This window comes from Synechococcus sp. Lug-A (assembly GCF_024345655.1).
Lineage (GTDB): Bacteria > Cyanobacteriota > Cyanobacteriia > PCC-6307 > Cyanobiaceae > MW101C3.
Map to the genome: position 1 here is coordinate 73,496 of NZ_JAGQBN010000005.1, position 16,669 is coordinate 90,164.

A 16,669-nucleotide genomic window follows, 5' to 3' on the forward strand; every position below is an offset into this window, starting at 1 on the left:
CAGCTCAATCCAGAGATCCTTTGCGTGCAGCCGTTGAGGAACGCGCCACCCAGTCGATTCCATCCCAGCGAATGAACGTGAGATCGGCAGAGTTTGAAGCGCCCACCAATTGCGTGAGGTCGGTGGATGCCGAAGGCGGAACCCTGAAGTGGTTTTGTCCGCAGGCGTAGATCGTGCGGGCCCAGAGCCTGCCGCCAAAGTTCCAGCTGTCATCGCCAGCAAACTCTGCAGCGGGAATGGCAGGAATACTGGAACATCCATTCACAGCAAAGGAGAACAGGCCCCAGGGGAAATAGAACCATGCCCCTGCAATGCGCGAACGATTCGCGGAACTGGCACTGGAATCGGCACCGATGGCAATGATCTGGTTGCAGGGCTGGTTACTGAGATTCAGATCGGTGCAGTTGTTCGCAGGTGCGGTGTCACGCCCAAACATATTGAAGCGGTCATATTCGCCGACGGGATTGAATTCATTTTCAGGCACCAGGGTGTCGCAATTATCCACCGGAGCCGTTGTGAGCGGATTGCCCCTCGCGCATGCCACATTCGCCATTGTTGCTCCACCAACAAGATTGATCAATGGGTCGTTGCCACTGATACCCCTGGTATCCTCTGCTCTGTTGTAGTAGAACGTGGTGGAGCGATCAGTTGTATCGATCCAGAGCACATTGCCAAGATTGATCATGTCCACAGTTGGGCCGAGGCAATGAAATCCACCCGTGAAACTGGAGGTTACAGGGAAGGTGGAACTATATTCACAGACGTTTCGATACTGAGGAACCTGCCCGGCAAGGGAACTCTTGATGGCAACGTTGTCCAGAGTTACTGTGTTGATTCGATTCGTGCCCGTGGCAAAGTTGCTGTTGGCGCGAAGTCTGAACTTCACAAAATGGCTGAAGCGATTGGTTGAAGTGATGCCTGCCGCAGGTGTCATGGCGGCTTCGGGGAACTCAACCCGGCAGGTGTATGTGGATCCCGAGAGAACACAATCATCAGCATCGGCACCTCCCGACTCCACAACGTCACCGTCAGCCCTGAACGTGGCCAGCTGAACCCAGCCGGTGTCCGTGTCTATGTCCGCATCAGTGGTAACACCTGATCCAAAACTATAATCCAAACGCAGTGCTGAGATGTTGGCAAAGCTGCCTGCACCTGTGCGACTGAAGGTGAACTCCAACACAGGCGTTTGCAAGCCGAAAAGATTCACAGCGCGGGCCAAAGCCGGTGCATTGGTGAATGTGGTACCAAAGTTTCCACCTACGTCCCGGAAGGTCACTTGCCCACCTGAAATGGTCAAATCCCCCGTGGTAAGTGAGGGGGTTCCGTTGGATGTATCACGCTCCTCCCAGGGGGTGGGCCAGCGGGGTGTGCTGTCTGATGTGCGGCCAGTAAGACTGTTGGAGGCAAAGTTATCGCCAATACCGCCATCTACGGCACCTGGCCTAGAGATCACAGCCCAGGTGTGAACATCTGAACCATTGAACACAGAGGCACATTCGTTATCTACCAGGTACTTCGTGTTGCAGTACTCCAGGAAGGGGCCCGGCGTTACTTGGTTAAGCCCAGTGGCGGCGTTGCCACGAATCCACACATTAACGGTGTTATCAGCGACCGTATCCGCCCGGATCTGGGGATAACCGCCAAGGTTGGCGGAGTTCACCGTCTGCTTGCTGACGGTGTCTGGGTAGCCACCGGCCGTCCAGTTGTAGGTGTAGTTGCTGGTGATGGAGGGAAGCCCGGCCGAGAGGAACAGCGGCACCACTGGAATGCAGGAGGCCGCTCTACCGGCAATCGATGCCGCATCGCCCCAGCTGGTCGGGCAGGGGTTGGGCGCACCGCTTGGGACAGTAAAGGCGGCGAGATTGCCTGCCGGAACGCCTGGCATCAAATCATTGGTCGTGTCCCTGGTGTTGGGAACCATGCGAAAGCCAACCTGCCGGCCGCCGACCACCTGATCCGTGGTTCGGTCCCAAGTGTGGCTGGGAGCGGCAATGATGCCCAGGATCGATCCTATGTTGACCACTTGATTGGCCGTGTTTCTACGGGTGTAGCGGTCGTTGGCCAGCTGGGAGAAAAACCTGCCGCCGTTGATGCCGGTGATAATGCCGAATTCGATGCCACAGAACCGGCTGTCGGCGCCAAGATCACCAGGCGCCGAAGCCCCTGAGGTGGATCCACCGGAGGCATTCGTTCCAAACGAACCGCCGCAGCATTTCGGCACCACCTCAAATTCCTTGGTGATGGTGGAGGAGGAGAAGGTGCCATCCGGCCGGTACACCCGCCCCTCCACAGTGACCGCAATGAACCCTGTGTTCGTGCCCGGCCGCAGTGCACCACTGCCGTCGGGATCATCCAGGTTCACCAAAGCGTTGAAGGTAGTTCCTGAGGGGATGGTTCCGGCCTGGCTTAACGCTGTGCCATTGGCTGCGAAGGTTCGAAACACCGATCGACGATCCAGAGCGCCTTGATTGCCAGCGGAATAACGAACCGATTGAAGGGCGAAGCGGCGGTTGCCCTGGTTCACCTGGGCAAGGTCTTCAAGGTTGCGGAACTGGCCATTGGCCAGGCCAACGGCTCGGGCAGAAGGAAAGCCGGTGCCACCGGGGCGCTCATTGCTGGTGGAGATGCAGGGGCTTTGCAGGGCCGCGTTGGTTGTGGTCCATTGGTTGGGAGGCGTGCTCCCCGCCACCAGCAACTGGCGGTTTTCCGGTTGGTTGAAGGTGGCAATGATCTGATCAGCGCCTGCCTCCGCCACCTGCTGGGCATCACGGCTTTCACCACTGCCCAATGACGCCAGATTGGAGCCGCTGACGACCGCCACCAGACCCAGCGAACCCACCAGCAGCGCCAGGACCACCAACATCCCCGCCACCATGACGGAGCCCGTTTGCTTCTCCGCCCGGGCGTAGCCACTGAGGAGATGAAACAGCAATCGGGCCTTGAGAACCCGAGCATGGGGGGGGATGACAGTACGCACGCCGCGGCGCGAATTCCTACCAGGCATCCCGGTACGACCGACTCAATCGAAAAACTCTAGCAAAGCTCTGGGGGATCTCTCACCATTTCATAAGATCGCCCGCAACGCAGTCTGTTCCCTGGTCCACAAGCCCGACAGCCGCCTTGGAACTGGTGGGCAGGCGTAGGGGATCAAGAGGGTGTGGGGGGAGCCGGGGGAGGGGTTTCCGGCACGCACGCAGCCCGGCGCACCCCGCACAATGGACAAATTGCCTGAAGCCAACGGAATGGGTGTCCTCGCGGCCCTGGCCATCCTTGCCGGCCTGATCGTCGTCCACGAAGCGGGGCACTTCTTCGCAGCCACCTGGCAGGGGATCAGGGTCAGCGGCTTCTCGATCGGCTTCGGCCCGGTGCTGCTGGAGCGGCGGCGCCGTGGCGTGCAGTTCGCCCTGCGGGCCATCCCCCTGGGCGGCTACGTGGCCTTTCCCGACGACGACGAAGACAGCGACATCCCGGCCGACGATCCGGATCTGCTGCGCAACCGCCCGCTGCCGCAGCGGGCCCTGGTGATCGCCGCCGGCGTGCTGGCCAACCTGCTGCTGGCCTGGGCCGTGCTGGTGGCCCAGGGGGCCGTGGTCGGCATCCCCGCCGGCTTCAGCGCCACCCCCGGTGTGGTGGTGGCGGCGGTGCAACCCGGCCTGCCGGCGGCGGCCTCCGGCCTGCGCCCCGGCGACCGCATCCTCAGTCTGGCGGGCACGTCCCTGGGCGGCGGTCAGAGCGCCGTGGAGGGCCTGGTGGCCGACATCAAGGCCGCTCCACAGCGCTCGCTGCAGCTGGTGGCTGAGCGCGCCGGCAGCACCGTGACGCTCACGCTCACGCCCGATGCCCAGAACGGCATCGGCCGCATCGGCGCCCAGCTGCAACCCAGTGGCAGCGAGGCTTTCCGGCCTGCCCGCAGCCCGCTGGAGGTGATCGGCCATGCCAACCGCACCTGCCTCAAGCTGATCCGCCGCACCGTGGATGGCTTCGTTTCTCTGGTCACCCACTTCGGCGAGACGGCACCCCAGGTGTCAGGGCCGGTGAAGATCGTGGAAATGGGCGCTTCTCTCGCCCGCGACGGCGGCGGCAGCCTTTTTCTGTTCACGGCGCTGATCTCGATCAACCTGGCCGTGCTCAACGCCCTGCCGCTGCCCCTGCTCGATGGCGGCCAGTTCGTGCTGTTGCTGCTGGAGGGCCTGCGCGGCCGGCCGCTGCCGCAGCGCCTGCAGCTGGCCTTCATGCAGTCGGGCTTCCTGTTGCTGGTAGGCCTCAGCCTGGTGCTGATCGTCAAGGACACCAGCCAGCTCTCCGCGGTGCAGCAGCTGCTGGGCCGCTGACGTGCCCCGCTTCCCCACCGCCCGCCAGCGGGCGCCACTGATTCTGGAGCGCCTGGCCACGCTTTACCCGGAGGCCACCTGCTCGCTCGACTGGCGCACCCCCTGGGAGCTGCTGGTGGCCACCATGCTCTCGGCCCAGTGCACCGACGAGCGGGTCAACAAGGTGACGCCGGCCTTGTTCGAGCGCTTCCCCGACGCGGCCGCCGCTGCAGCCGTGGACAGCGACGCGGTGGAGCCCTACGTGAAATCCACCGGCTTCTTCCGCAACAAGGCCAAAAACATCGTGGCCGCCTCCCGGCTGCTGCTGGAACGCCACGGCGGCCAGGTGCCGGCCTCCATGCCGGAGCTGCTGGAGCTGCCGGGCGTGGCCCGCAAGACGGCCAACGTGGTGCTGGCCCATGCCTTCGGCATTCATGCCGGCGTCACGGTGGACACCCATGTGCGGCGCCTCAGCAACCGGCTCGGCCTCACCCGCCAGAGCGAACCGGTGAAGATCGAGCCCGACTTGATGAAGCTGTTTCCGCAGCCTGAGTGGGAAAACCTCTCGATCCGGCTGATCTTCCATGGCCGAGCCGTGTGCCGGGCCCGCAACCCCGGCTGCGGCAGTTGCCCGATGGCTGATCTCTGCCCCAGCCATCCCGACCACGGACCGGGCGGCAGACGCACCGTTCCTGCCGCAGGGTAGGGTTGGTCCCCATCCGCAACAGCAAAGCAGCCGCATGGCGAAGAAGTCGATGATCGCGCGTGACGTGAAGCGCAAAAAAATCGTGGCTCGTTTCGCTGTCAAGCGCGCCGCTCTGAAGGCCGCGTTTGAAGCCGCCGCCGATCCCATGGAACGGCTGGAGATTCACCGCCAGATCCAGGGCCTGCCCCGCAACAGCGCCCCCAACCGGGTGCGCAACCGCTGCTGGGCCACCGGCAAGCCCCGCGGCTACTACCGCGATTTCGGCCTGTGCCGCAACCAGCTGCGCGAGCGCGCCCACAAGGGCCTGCTGCCGGGTGTCACCAAGTCCAGCTGGTGAGCCGCTGAACCTGCGCCGGCTCTCCTGCACCACCGCTCCACGGGGTTAAGGGAGGGCCGGATGCGAGACTGCCTTTCGACAACAAAACGGACATAAGACGACGTGCCAGGAAAAATTCAGTCGGTCTCCTTCGATGGTCGGGAGATCCGGCTGACCACAGGGCTGTATGCCCCCCAAGCTGGGGGATCGGTGTTGATTGAATGCGGTGATACGTCCGTGCTGGTCACGGCCACCCGCGCCAAAGGCCGCGAAGGCATCGATTTCCTGCCCCTCACCTGCGATTACGAAGAACGGCTGTATGCCGCCGGGCGCATCCCCGGCAGCTTCTTTCGCCGGGAAGCACGCCCCCCCGAGCGGGCCATCCTCACCACCCGCCTGATCGACCGCCCGCTGCGGCCCCTGTTCCCCTCCTGGCTGCGCGACGACATTCAGGTGGTGGCCACCACCCTCTCGCTGGATGAGCGGGTGCCGCCCGATGTGCTGGCAGTCACGGGCGCTTCGATCGCCACCCTGCTGGCGCGCATGCCCTTCTACGGCCCGATGGCGGCTGTGCGCGTGGGTCTGCTGGGCGACGATTTCGTGCTGAACCCCAGCTTCCGCGAGATCGAACGCAGCGACCTGGATCTGGTGGTGGCCGGCACCCCTGCCGGTGTGGTGATGGTGGAAGCGGGCGCCAACCAGCTGCCCGAACAGGATGTGATCGAGGCCATCGACTTCGGCTACGAAGCGGTGGGTGAACTGATCAAGGCCCAGCTCACCCTGCTGAGCGACCTGGGCATCGAGCAGGTGATCCCCGAGCCGAAGGTGGAAGATCCCGCCCTGCCGGACTTCCTCGAGCAGGAATGCGGCAAGGGCATCGGTGAGGTGCTCAAGCAGTTCACGCTCACCAAGGCGGAGCGTGATGCCCAGCTCGATGCCATCAAGGCGGAGGTGGCCGTCAAGATCGGCGCCCTCAGCGACGACGACCCGATCCGCCTGGCCGCCGCCGGCAAGGCCCTGGGCAACACCTACAAGGGCATCACCAAGAAGCTGATGCGCGCCCAGATTCTCAGCGAAGGCAAGCGGGTGGATGGCCGCAACCTCGACGAGGTGCGCCCCATCACCGCCGCCGTGGGTGTGCTGCCCAAGCGGGTGCATGGCTCGGGCCTGTTCCAGCGTGGGCTCACCCAGGTGCTCTCCTGCGCCACCCTCGGCACCCCCAGCGATGCCCAGGAACTCGACGACCTCAACCCGTCGAGCGAGAAGACCTACCTGCACCACTACAACTTCCCCCCCTACTCGGTGGGCGAGACCCGGCCGATGCGCTCCCCCGGCCGCCGCGAGATCGGCCATGGCGCCCTGGCGGAGCGGGCCATCACCCCCGTGCTGCCCCCGAAAGAGAAATTCCCTTACGTGCTGCGGGTGGTGTCGGAGTGCCTCAGCTCCAACGGCTCCACCTCGATGGGCTCGGTGTGCGGCAGCACCCTGGCGCTGATGGATGCCGGCGTGCCGCTGCAGGCTCCCGTGAGCGGCGCCGCCATGGGCCTGATCAAGGAAGGCGATGAGGTTCGGATCCTCACCGACATCCAGGGCATCGAGGATTTCCTCGGCGACATGGACTTCAAGGTGGCCGGCACCGAGAAGGGCATCACCGCCCTGCAGATGGACATGAAGATCACCGGTCTGGCGGTGACCACCGTGGCCGACGCCGTGAACCAGGCTCGCCCCGCCCGTCTGCACATCCTCGAGAAGATGCTGGAGGCGATCGAGAAGCCCCGCGACACCATGTCGCCCCATGCACCCCGCCTGCTCAGCTTCCGCATCGATCCGGAACTGATCGGCACCGTGATCGGTCCTGGCGGCCGCACCATCAAGGGCATCACCGAGCGCACCAACACCAAGATCGACATCGAGGACGGCGGCATCGTCACGATCGCCAGCCATGACGGCGCCGCCGCCGAAGAGGCCCAGCGCATCGTGGAAGGTCTCACCCGCCGCATCAGCGAAGGGGAGCAGTTCAGTGGCACCGTCACCCGCATCATCCCGATCGGCGCCTTCGTGGAGATCCTTCCCGGCAAGGAAGGCATGATCCACATCTCCCAGCTCTCGGAAGCCCGGGTCGAGAAGGTCGAAGACGTGGTGAAGGTGGGTGATCCCGTCACCGTGCGCGTGCGTGAGATCGACAACCGCGGCCGCATCAACCTCACCCTGCGGGGCGTCTCCCAGGAACCGGTAGCGGTCTGAGGTCAACGGGGCTGACCCCAACCCAACGCCAGCCATGGCCGCACCATCGGGTGATGAACCGCTTCCTCTCGGCGCACCTGAGGCAAAGGCGGCATCCTCAAGGGGTGCGCTTGGCGCCGAACCGGCGGCCGGCGTGCTCTATCTGGTGGGCACGCCGATCGGTAACCTCGCGGATCTCTCGCCCCGGGCCCGGCTGGTGCTGGAGCAGGTCGATCGCATCGCCTGTGAAGACACCCGCCACAGCGGTCAGTTACTGGCGCGGCTTGGCATTCGCCGGCCGCTGCTGAGCTTTCACCAGCACAACCAGGCCACCCGCCTGCCCGAACTGCTGGAGGCGCTGCAGCGCGGTGAGCGGCTGGCAGTGATCAGCGACGCCGGCCTGCCAGGCATTTCCGATCCCGGCGAACCGCTGGTGGCCGCCGCGCGGCAGGCGGGGCTGGAGGTGGTGTGCATTCCTGGCCCCTGCGCCGTCACCACCGCGCTGGTGAGCAGCGGCCTGCCCAGTGGCCGCTTCTGCTTCGAGGGATTTCTGGCCGCCAAGCCCAGCCAGCGGCGGCGTCAGCTGCAGGAACTGGCGGCCGAGCCGCGCACCCTGGTGCTGTTCGAGGCTCCCCACCGGCTGATCGCCCTGCTGGAGGATCTGCTGGAGCTGCTGGGCGATCGCCCCCTGCGGGTGGCACGGGAGCTCACCAAGCGGCATGAGCAGCAGGTGGGCCCCACGGTGGCCGCCGCCCTGGAGCACTTCCGCCGGGTGCCGCCGCTCGGGGAGTGCACCTTGGTGCTGGGCGGCGCGCCCCCAGCGGCGCAACCCGCCTGGAACGAGGCTGCGCTGCGGGCCGAGCTGGAGAGCCTGCTAGTGGATGGGCTCAGCAAACGGGAAGCCGCCCGCACCCTGGCGGAACGCACCGGTCACAGCCGCCGCGACCTCTACGCCCTGCTGCACCGCGACGGGCTGGAAGCCGAGGAGCGCGACAGCGCCAGTGGCGACCACGAAGGGAGCTCGCACACCTGAGCGCTGCTGACCCGCAGGCCGCCGGCGCGTCACACTCAGGGGGCGACCCCTTCAACCACCGCCGCCGCCATGCTGGTGCGCCTTCGACTCCTGGCCGGCAGTGTGGCCGGCGGCCTGCTGCTGCTTGTGGTGCTGTGCCTGGGCGGGCAGAACCTCAACGACCGGCCCCAGCTGCGGCTCGGCTTTGGCCGCAGCGCCCCGCTACCCAGCGGCTTTCTGGTGGGCCTGGCGCTGGTGGTGGGGGTGATCAGCGGCGGGGCAGCCACGGCGCTGCTGATGCCGGGCGATGATCAGGATCCGGGCAGGGAGTAAAGCGCCCCTTCGAGCACCACACGGGTGATGCCCTTGCGCAGCAGGTAGGGGGCGGTGCGGCGGATCACCTGGCTGTCAGGCACCTGGATCACCCGCTGGGTGCGGCCACAGTGGCGTTTGGCCTGGCGTGGGTTGCTGAACACCACCAGGGCACGGCGCCGGGATTCCTCCTCCGGCAGCAGGCCGAGTTCGGGGAAATCGCTGAGGGGCCGGTCCTGCAGCTCCACGGTTTTGTCGACCAGCATGTAGAGGCTGTCAGGCAGGGGCGCCGCCTCGAACGGCAGGCAGGTGGCGGCAGGGCGGTCGAGCAGGGTTTCGCCGATCGGCACGGGCGTGAACAGGTCGGGCTCATCGTCAGCGTCTTCGCTGTCGCTGTCGGCATCGTTGTCGTCGGCGTCATCGCCGAAATCATCCGCATCGTCAATCGCCAGCACCTGGGCATCGTCATCGTCATCGCCGTCGGCGGCCGGATCCTGCCCGGCGGGATCGCCAAGGGTGGCAGGGGCGAATCCGGAGCCGAAGGGAGCAAGGGGCTCACTGCCGGGCTCCGCAGTGTCTGAGGCTTGGGGAAGGACATCCCCGGCGTCCGCAACACCGGCAGTGGCGCCGGCCTGGTCTGCGGCGTCGCCGCTGGCGGCAGGCTCTGCGGCTGGCCCTTCAGCCTGGACCTCGGCCTGCTCGAACAGGGGCCCGGCGGGGATCACGGTGGCGTCAAGCGGGTGAGCAATGGCGGCCCTGCGCATTGCCGGCCCCTTGCCGCGCTCCAGCTTGATCTGCTCGTAGCGCTCGGCGCCGATGGCGGCCTTCACCACCCGGGTGGCGGTGGCGGCGCTGCAGCCGAAGGCAGCGGCCAGCGCCTGGGCAGTGTCCCCCTGCTGATAGCGGGCGACGAGCTCCTGCCGATGAGCGTCGCTGAGCCGGGTGGACGCCATTGGGAAGGTTTCACAGCAGACCACCTTAGGCTGTGCCGGTGGGCCGTTAGCTCAGTTGGATAGAGCATGCGACTTCTAATCGCACGGTCGCTGGTTCGAATCCAGCACGGCCCGTTTGTCCGCCGTTCGCCGACTCCTGAGCTCAGGGGGCAACGGCGAGCAGTGAGTCGCGCTTAAGTGGCAACGGCCAGCGGAGCGCCGCCGCGGGCGCGCTGCAGCAGGGTGTCGTCGGAAGGCTGGCGCAGCTGGTCGGCGAGGCCGAAGCGTTGCAGCAGCCGGATGAAGCGGAAGGTGGGGTCGTGCCGCAGCCGCAGCTGGCCGTCGCGCACGGTGTAGCCCTGACGCACCGCAAAGGGGAAGGCGTGGTGCAGGTTGTGCCAGCCCTCACCGAGCGTGATCAGTGCCACCAGGGCGTTGTTGCGGCTGTGGTCGTCGGTACGGAAGGGCTGATCGCCCCACACGTGCGCCACCGAGTTCACCGTGGCCACGCCGTGGAACAGCACGGTGGTGCTGAGGAAGAAGGCGCCCAGGTACATCCAGCCGCCCACCAGATAAGACAGCCCGGCCAGGGCCAGCAGGGGCAGGAAATGGAGCCGATCGAGGCGGCGCAGCACCGGATCCGCTTCCACGTCCGCCGGCAGCTCATCGGGGAAGAAGCTCGAGCGCAGCAGCCAGCCAGCCTGGGAGTTCCACAGCCCCCGCCAGCCCTGCAGCGGCATCAGCGGGGTGTGGGGGTCGGCGGCGGTGTCCACATGGCTGTGATGCTGCAGGTGGTGGGCCTTCCACCAGCTCGGGCCCATCTGGCCGGCGGAAGCCGCCACAGCGCAGCCGATCCAGAGCACGGCACGCGGGGCGCGGTAGCTGCGGTGCACCAGCAGGCGGTGATACACCGACGTGATCGCCAGCATGCGCACCAGATACAGCCCCACCGCCCAGAGCAGGGCTCCGAGGCTCAGGCCCGTGACCAGCAGCAGCAGGCAACCGATGTGAAAGGAAACAATGAAGATCGGTCCCAGCAGGTACAGGGAACGGTGCAGGCCAGAGTTCAGAAGGAGAGGTGAGCGCTGGCTTCAAGCTAGTGGGCGCCCTTGCGCGCTGTTCGCGAAGAAATCCCCCAGCCGCGGGCCACCGGGCCGGGGCTGCCTACGTTGAAGCCGGCGGAGCGGTGGTTCCATGAGCCCAGCACCCGGGCCTGAGGGCAACCGGCTCGAACCCGGTTCAGGGCAAGTCGACCAGCCCCCGCAGCCGTTCGCGGCGCTGGAGCCGCTGCTGCGTCGCCATCACCACCGCGCCGGTGGCCTGATCGAGGTGCTGAACGGTGCGCAGGAGATCTACGGCCACCTCAGCGAGCCGCTACTGCGCCATGTGGCCCGCAGCCTGGCATTGCCGGACAGCCAGGTGTTCGGCACCGCCAGCTTCTACCACCTGTTTCGCTTCCAGCCCCCGGCGCGTCACAGCTGCGTGGTGTGCACCGGTACGGCCTGTGAAGTGAACGGCGCGTCTGAGCTGGTGGCGGCCCTGGAGGGCGCCCTGCGGCTCCGCCTCGGTGGACGCAGCGGCGACGGGCTGGTGAGCCTGGAGGGCGTGCGCTGCCTGGGCACCTGCGGCGCCGCGCCGGTGCTGGTGATCGATGGCGTGGCGTTGCCGCACCAGAGCCCGGCCCGCGCCCTTACGGCCCTGCAAGCGCTGACGCCATGAGCGCCATCAGCCCCGGCGGTGAAGCGATGCAGCAGGTGCGCTGCTGCAGCGCTGCCGGCTGTCTGGTGAGCGGGGCGGGCCCCTTGCGCGAGGCCCTGGAAGCGGCCGTGGCCCGCCATGGCCTGGAGCAGCGGCTCATGATCACCCCTGTGGGCTGCCTGGGCCCGTGCAGCCAAGGCCCGCTGCTGGCGGTGGACCCTGAGGGCGCCCTGTTCAGCGGCGTCGAGGCGGCTGAGGCCGACGGGCTGATCGTCGCCCTGGCCCGGCGCTCGCAGGTGGCGGCACCCGAACAGGACGGACCGCTCCAGTGGCAGCCGTCCCGCGGCGCACGGCTCGACACCGGCGCCCCCTTCTTTGCGCGGCAGCGGCGCATCGTGCTGGAGCAGTGCGGCCGGATCGACCCGGAGCGGATCGAGGCGGCGATCGCCTGCGGCGCCTACACCCAGCTGCGCCGCGTGGTGCAGACCCTCAGCCCCGCCGAGGTGGTGGACGCGCTGCGCCGCAGCGGCCTGCGCGGGCGCGGCGGCGCCGGCTACCCCACCGGGCTGAAGTGGGCCACGGTGGCCGCCATGCCGGGCGAGCACAAGGTGGTGGTGTGCAATGCCGATGAAGGCGACCCCGGCGCCTTCATGGACCGCAGCGTGCTGGAAGGCGACCCCCACCGCGTGCTGGAAGGAATGGCGATCGCGGCCCATGCGGTGGGAGCAGATCAGGGGTTCATCTACGTGCGTGCCGAGTACCAGCTGGCGATTGCCCATCTGCGCCAGGCGATCGAGCAGGCCCACCAGTGGCAACGGCTCGGCCAGCAGCTCTTTGGCACCCGCTTCAGCTTCACGGTGGAGCTGCGGGTGGGCGCCGGGGCCTATGTGTGCGGCGAGGAAACGGCACTGATCCGCTCGATCGAAGGTGGACGCGGCACGCCCCGCCCCCGCCCCCCCTACCCCGCGGAACGGGGGGTGGGCGGCCTGCCGACGCTGATCAACAACGTGGAGACCTTCGCCAACGTGGTGCCGATCCTGCGGGAAGGCGCCGACTGGTTCGCCGCCATCGGCACGGCCGGCAGCACGGGCACCAAGGTGTTCAGCCTCACCGGCAACGTGCGCCGCGGCGGGCTGGTGGAAGTACCGATGGGCACCACCCTGGCCACGATCGTGGTGGAGATGGGCGAGGGCACCCCGGACGGGGCAGGCATCAAGGCGGTGCAGACCGGCGGCCCCTCAGGCGGCTGTGTGCCCGCCGCCCATCTCGACACCCCGGTGGATTACGAGAGCCTGCAGGCACTGGGCACGATCATGGGCTCCGGCGGCATGGTGGTGCTCGACCACGCCACCGACATGGTGGCCCTGGCGGCCTTCTTCATGGCCTTCTGCCGCGAGGAATCCTGCGGCAAGTGCGTGCCCTGCCGCGCCGGCACCGTGCAGCTGCATGGGCTGCTGCAGAAGCACCTGGCCGGCGAGGCCACAGCCGCCGACCTGAGCCAGCTGGAGGCGCTGTGCCACATGGTGCGGGACACCAGCCTGTGCGGGCTGGGCCAGAGCGCCCCCAAGCCGGTGCTCAGCACGCTGCGCTTCTTTCGCAGCGACTACGAGGCGCGCCTGCGGCCGGACCCGACAGCGGCGCCCACCGCCACAGGAGGGGCCCCATGAGCGTCTGCACGCTCACGATCGACGGCCAGGCGGTGGCCGCCGCCGCCGGCACCACCGTGCTGCAGGCGGCGCAGCAGGCGGGGATCGCCATCCCCACCCTCTGCCACCTGGAGGGCCTGAGCCCGGTGGCGGCCTGCCGCCTCTGCCTGGTGGAGATCGCCGGCAGCGACAGGCTGCAGCCCGCCTGCGTCACCGCCGTGGCGGAAGGGCAGGTGGTGCACAGCGCCACGCCACGCCTGCGCGATCACCGGCGCACCGTGATCGAGCTGCTGTTCACCGAGGGCAACCACGTGTGTGCCATGTGCGTGGCCAACGGCCACTGCGAACTGCAGGACCTGGCCGTGGACGTGGGCATGGACCACACGCGTCTGCCGTACCGCCACCCCCAGCGCGCGGTGGACCTCTCCCACCACCGCTTCGGGCTCGACCACAACCGCTGCATCCTCTGCACCCGCTGCGTGCGTGTGTGCGATGAGGTGGAGGGGGCCCATGTGTGGGACGTGGGCTGGCGGGGCGAGCACTGCCGGATCGTCGCCGGGCTGAATCAGCCCTGGGGCGCGGTGGACGCCTGCACCGACTGCGGCAAGTGCGTGATGGCCTGCCCCACCGGCGCCCTGTTCCACAAGGGCGATGGCGCCGAGGAGAAACACGAGGAGGCCTGGCGGCTGGCCGTGATCCTGCGGGCCCATCGCGCGGGAGCGGCGCCATGAAACTGCGTCTCGCCACCGTGTGGTTGACGGGCTGCTCGGGCTGCCACATGTCGTTTCTCGATCTGGACGAATGGCTGATCGAGCTGGCCGCGCTGGTGGAGGTGGTGTTCTCGCCGATCGCCTCCGACGTGAAGACCTACCCGGAGCACGTGGATGTGGCCCTGGTGGAGGGGGGTGTGGGCACCAGCGACAACCTGGCGCTGATCCGGCAGGTGCGGCAGCACACGCGCGTGCTGGTGGCGTTCGGCGACTGCGCCATCACCAGCAACGTGCCCGGCCTGCGCAATTCCCATCCCGGCGCTGACACCGTGCTGGAGCGGGCCTATCTGCAGCTGTCAGACAGCAGCGGCTGCCTGCCGCAGGCACCCGGGATCGTGCCGGAGCTGCTGGAGCAAGTGCTGCCGGTGCAGGCGGTGGTGCCGGTGGACGTGTATCTGCCCGGCTGCCCGCCACCAGCCGCGCGCATTCGCGCCGTGCTGGAGGCGCTGCTGCGGGGCGAGACGCCAGTGATCGAGGGGGCGGAGCTGATCCGCTTCGGCTGACCCATGGACCTGAGCCCCACCCCACCGGCCGGGACACCACGCACGATCCTGATCGATCCGGTCACCCGCATCGAAGGCCACGCCAAGATCACGATCCACCTCGATGCCAGCGGCAGCGTGGCGGCCGCCCGCTTCCATGTGACCGAATTCCGCGGCTTCGAGGCCTTCTGCGCCGGGCGGCCGTTCACGGAGATGCCGGCGCTCACGGCGCGGATCTGCGGCATCTGTCCGGTGAGCCACCTGCTGGCCTCCGCGAAGGCGGGCGACCAGCTGTTGGCGGTGACGATCCCGCCGGCGGCCGAGCGGTTGCGGCGCTTGATGAACCTGGCTCAGATCATCCAGTCGCATGCGCTGTCGTTCTTTCACCTGAGCAGCCCAGATTTCCTGCTCGGCTGGGACTGCGACCCGGCGCGGCGCAACGTGTTCGGCCTGATCGCCGCCGATCCTGAGCTGGCCCGCGGCGGCATCCGGCTGCGTCAGTTCGGCCAGACGGTGATCGAACGGCTGGGCGGGCGGAAGATCCATCCGGCCTGGGCGGTGGCCGGTGGGGTGCGCGCCCCCCTCGCCGCCGCCGACCGCGACGCGATCCGTGCAGGGCTGCCCGAGGCCTTCACCACCACCCGCGCGGCACTGGCGCTGTTCAAACGTCTGCTGGATGGGCCGCTGGCGGCAGAGGCCGCTGTGTTCGGGGACTTTCCTTCTCTCTTTATGGCGCTGGTGGGGGAAGGCGGCGCGTGGGAGCACTACGGCGGCCGCCTGCGCCTGATCGACGGCGACGGCACGCCGCTGGGCGGTGATCTGCCGGCCGATGGCCTGGGCGCCGGACCGTTCGACGCGCTGCTGGCCGAGGCGGTGGAACCGTGGACCTACCTGAAATTCCCCTACTACAAGCCGCTGGGGCCGGAAGCGGGCAGCTACCGGGTGGGGCCGCTGGCGCGGCTGAACGTGTGCGATCACATCGGCACCGCCAGCGCCGACAGCGAACTGCTGGAGCTGCGCCAGCGCGGCGGGCGGGTGGTGACCAGCTCCTTCCACTACCACCTGGCCCGGCTCATCGAGATCCTCGCGGCGCTGGAGGCGATCGAAGCCCTGCTCGATGATCCGGCCCTCGGCGACTCCCATGTACGCGCCCGCGCCCACCTCAACGCTTTCGAGGCGGTGGGGGTGAGCGAGGCGCCGCGCGGCACGTTGTTCCACCACTACCGGGTGGATGGCGACGGGCTGATCGAGGCGGTGAACCTGGTCATCGCCACCGGCCAGAACAACCGGGCGATGAACCGCACGATCACCCAGATCGCGCGCCACCACATCCAGGCAGGCCCCAGCGCCGGTGCGGAAGGCGGGGCTGAAACCGCCCTGCCGGAGATCGCCGAGGCCCTGCTCAACCGGGTGGAGGCGGGCATCCGCTGCTTCGATCCCTGCCTGTCGTGCTCCACCCATGCCGCCGGCGAAATGCCGTTGCACGTGCAGCTGCTCGGCCCCGGAGGAGAATTGCTGCGGGAGCGGTGGCGGTCGTGAGCGCCGCCCCGGGCGGGCCGGCACCACAGCGGCGCGATCTGCTGATCGGCTGGGGCAATGAGCTGCGGCAGGACGACGGCGTGGGCCTGGCCATTGCCGCTGCGGTGCAGGGCTGGCACCAGCGGCAGCTCACCGTGCTGGCCACCCGGCAGCTCACGCCGGAGCTGGCGCCGCTGCTGGCGAAGGCCCGCCGGGTGCTGTTCGTGGATGCCGCGCTGGCGCCGGCCTGTCCGCCGCCGGGCTGGCGGCTGGAGCGCTTGGCGGCTGATGCCGCAGCAACGGCGGCCGGGGGCCCGCCCTTCAGCCATCACGCCAGCCCAGGCGCGCTGCTGCAGCTGGCCGGCCAGCTCTATGGCCGCACCCCCCCGGCCTGGCAACTGCTGGTGCGCGCGCACCGCTGCGGGCTGGGCAGTCACCTCACGCAGGCCACCACCGCCCTGCTGCCCGAGGCCCTGGCGGCGGTGCGGCGCTGGTGCGGCGATGCATGAACTGGCGCTGATGGAGGAGGTGCACCGGATCGCCCTGGCGGCGGCCGCGGCTGAAGGGGCCGCGCGGATACATGGGCTGCGCCTGCGGGTGGGGCAACGGGCCGGGGTGGATCCCGACGCGCTGCGTTTCGCCTTTGAGGTGGTGATGGCCGGTGGCATCGCCGAGGGCGCCAGCCTGGAGTTGGAGCTGTCCGCAGGCCGGGAGCTGGAGCTGATCGGGCTGGACGTGTCGTGA

16 protein-coding genes and 1 tRNA gene are annotated in these 16,669 nt (G+C 68.0%); 14 read left to right on the forward strand and 3 right to left on the reverse strand.

What is annotated here, in order from left to right; all coding sequences use genetic code 11:
* Positions 1–4: 4 nt before the first annotated feature.
* Positions 5–2,932 (reverse strand): hypothetical protein, encoded by a 2,928-nt coding sequence (locus KBY86_RS05315; RefSeq protein ID WP_255140485.1) that lies wholly within the window; start codon positions 2,930–2,932, stop codon positions 5–7.
* Positions 2,933–3,242: 310 nt separating this feature from the next.
* Between KBY86_RS05315 and rseP the strand changes: the two genes are divergently transcribed.
* From rseP to KBY86_RS05345, 6 genes are all read left to right on the forward strand, one after another.
* On the forward strand, positions 3,243–4,331 hold the full coding sequence (gene rseP / locus KBY86_RS05320; RefSeq protein WP_255140486.1) for an RIP metalloprotease RseP: 1,089 nt from the start codon (positions 3,243–3,245) through the stop codon (positions 4,329–4,331).
* A gap of 1 nt (position 4,332) precedes the next feature.
* Positions 4,333–5,016, forward strand: coding sequence for an endonuclease III (gene nth, locus KBY86_RS05325; protein ID WP_255140488.1), 684 nt, complete (start codon positions 4,333–4,335; stop codon positions 5,014–5,016).
* 34 nt (positions 5,017–5,050) lie between these two features.
* Positions 5,051–5,353: a 30S ribosomal protein S14 gene (gene rpsN, locus KBY86_RS05330; protein ID WP_094510152.1), complete on the forward strand. Its 303-nt coding sequence runs from the start codon at positions 5,051–5,053 to the stop codon at positions 5,351–5,353.
* Positions 5,354–5,455: 102 nt separating this feature from the next.
* Positions 5,456–7,576 carry a polyribonucleotide nucleotidyltransferase gene (locus KBY86_RS05335; RefSeq protein ID WP_255140490.1) on the forward strand — a complete coding sequence of 707 codons (2,121 nt, stop codon included), beginning with the start codon at positions 5,456–5,458 and terminating at the stop codon, positions 7,574–7,576.
* A gap of 34 nt (positions 7,577–7,610) precedes the next feature.
* Positions 7,611–8,588 carry a 16S rRNA (cytidine(1402)-2'-O)-methyltransferase gene (gene rsmI / locus KBY86_RS05340; RefSeq protein WP_255140491.1) on the forward strand — a complete coding sequence of 326 codons (978 nt, stop codon included), beginning with the start codon at positions 7,611–7,613 and terminating at the stop codon, positions 8,586–8,588.
* Positions 8,589–8,657: 69 nt separating this feature from the next.
* Complete coding sequence (locus KBY86_RS05345; protein ID WP_094510144.1) at positions 8,658–8,900, forward strand: hypothetical protein; 243 nt, start codon at positions 8,658–8,660, stop codon at positions 8,898–8,900.
* On the opposite strand, the gene KBY86_RS05350 is transcribed toward KBY86_RS05345, so the two are convergent.
* Complete coding sequence (locus tag KBY86_RS05350) at positions 8,879–9,832, reverse strand: hypothetical protein (RefSeq protein WP_255140493.1); 954 nt, start codon at positions 9,830–9,832, stop codon at positions 8,879–8,881. The two genes, KBY86_RS05345 and KBY86_RS05350, sit on opposite strands and share 22 nt — an antisense overlap.
* 40 nt (positions 9,833–9,872) lie before the next feature.
* Here KBY86_RS05350 and KBY86_RS05355 point away from each other — a divergent pair.
* Positions 9,873–9,946 (forward strand) — tRNA-Arg (locus KBY86_RS05355).
* Positions 9,947–10,005: 59 nt separating this feature from the next.
* On the opposite strand, the gene KBY86_RS05360 is transcribed toward KBY86_RS05355, so the two are convergent.
* Positions 10,006–10,761: an acyl-CoA desaturase gene (locus tag KBY86_RS05360; protein ID WP_255140495.1), complete on the reverse strand. Its 756-nt coding sequence runs from the start codon at positions 10,759–10,761 to the stop codon at positions 10,006–10,008.
* A 244-nt stretch (positions 10,762–11,005) separates the two neighbouring features.
* On the opposite strand from KBY86_RS05360, the gene KBY86_RS05365 reads away from it, so the two are divergent.
* From KBY86_RS05365 to KBY86_RS05395, 7 genes are read left to right on the forward strand one after another with little or no spacing between them, the layout of a single operon-like run.
* Positions 11,006–11,530, forward strand: coding sequence for an NAD(P)H-dependent oxidoreductase subunit E (locus KBY86_RS05365; protein ID WP_255140496.1), 525 nt, complete (start codon positions 11,006–11,008; stop codon positions 11,528–11,530).
* Complete coding sequence (locus KBY86_RS05370) at positions 11,527–13,176, forward strand: NuoF family protein (RefSeq protein ID WP_255140497.1); 1,650 nt, start codon at positions 11,527–11,529, stop codon at positions 13,174–13,176. The genes KBY86_RS05365 and KBY86_RS05370 overlap by 4 nt, the downstream gene beginning before the upstream one ends.
* A complete protein-coding gene (gene hoxU / locus KBY86_RS05375) occupies positions 13,173–13,886 on the forward strand; it encodes a bidirectional hydrogenase complex protein HoxU (RefSeq protein ID WP_255140498.1) in 714 nt (237 codons plus the stop codon). The genes KBY86_RS05370 and hoxU overlap by 4 nt, the downstream gene beginning before the upstream one ends.
* The gene (locus KBY86_RS05380; RefSeq protein WP_255140499.1) at positions 13,883–14,428 is read left to right on the forward strand and encodes an oxidoreductase; all 546 of its coding nucleotides are present in this window, start codon (positions 13,883–13,885) and stop codon (positions 14,426–14,428) included. Before hoxU ends, KBY86_RS05380 begins: the two co-directional genes overlap by 4 nt.
* A 3-nt stretch (positions 14,429–14,431) precedes the next feature.
* Positions 14,432–15,946, forward strand: a complete 1,515-nt coding sequence (locus KBY86_RS05385) for a Ni/Fe hydrogenase subunit alpha (protein WP_255140501.1) — start codon at positions 14,432–14,434, stop codon at positions 15,944–15,946.
* Positions 15,934–16,434 carry a hydrogenase maturation protease gene (locus KBY86_RS05390; RefSeq protein WP_255140503.1) on the forward strand — a complete coding sequence of 167 codons (501 nt, stop codon included), beginning with the start codon at positions 15,934–15,936 and terminating at the stop codon, positions 16,432–16,434. Before KBY86_RS05385 ends, KBY86_RS05390 begins: the two co-directional genes overlap by 13 nt.
* Positions 16,427–16,669, forward strand: a complete 243-nt coding sequence (locus KBY86_RS05395) for a hydrogenase maturation nickel metallochaperone HypA (protein ID WP_094510120.1) — start codon at positions 16,427–16,429, stop codon at positions 16,667–16,669. Before KBY86_RS05390 ends, KBY86_RS05395 begins: the two co-directional genes overlap by 8 nt.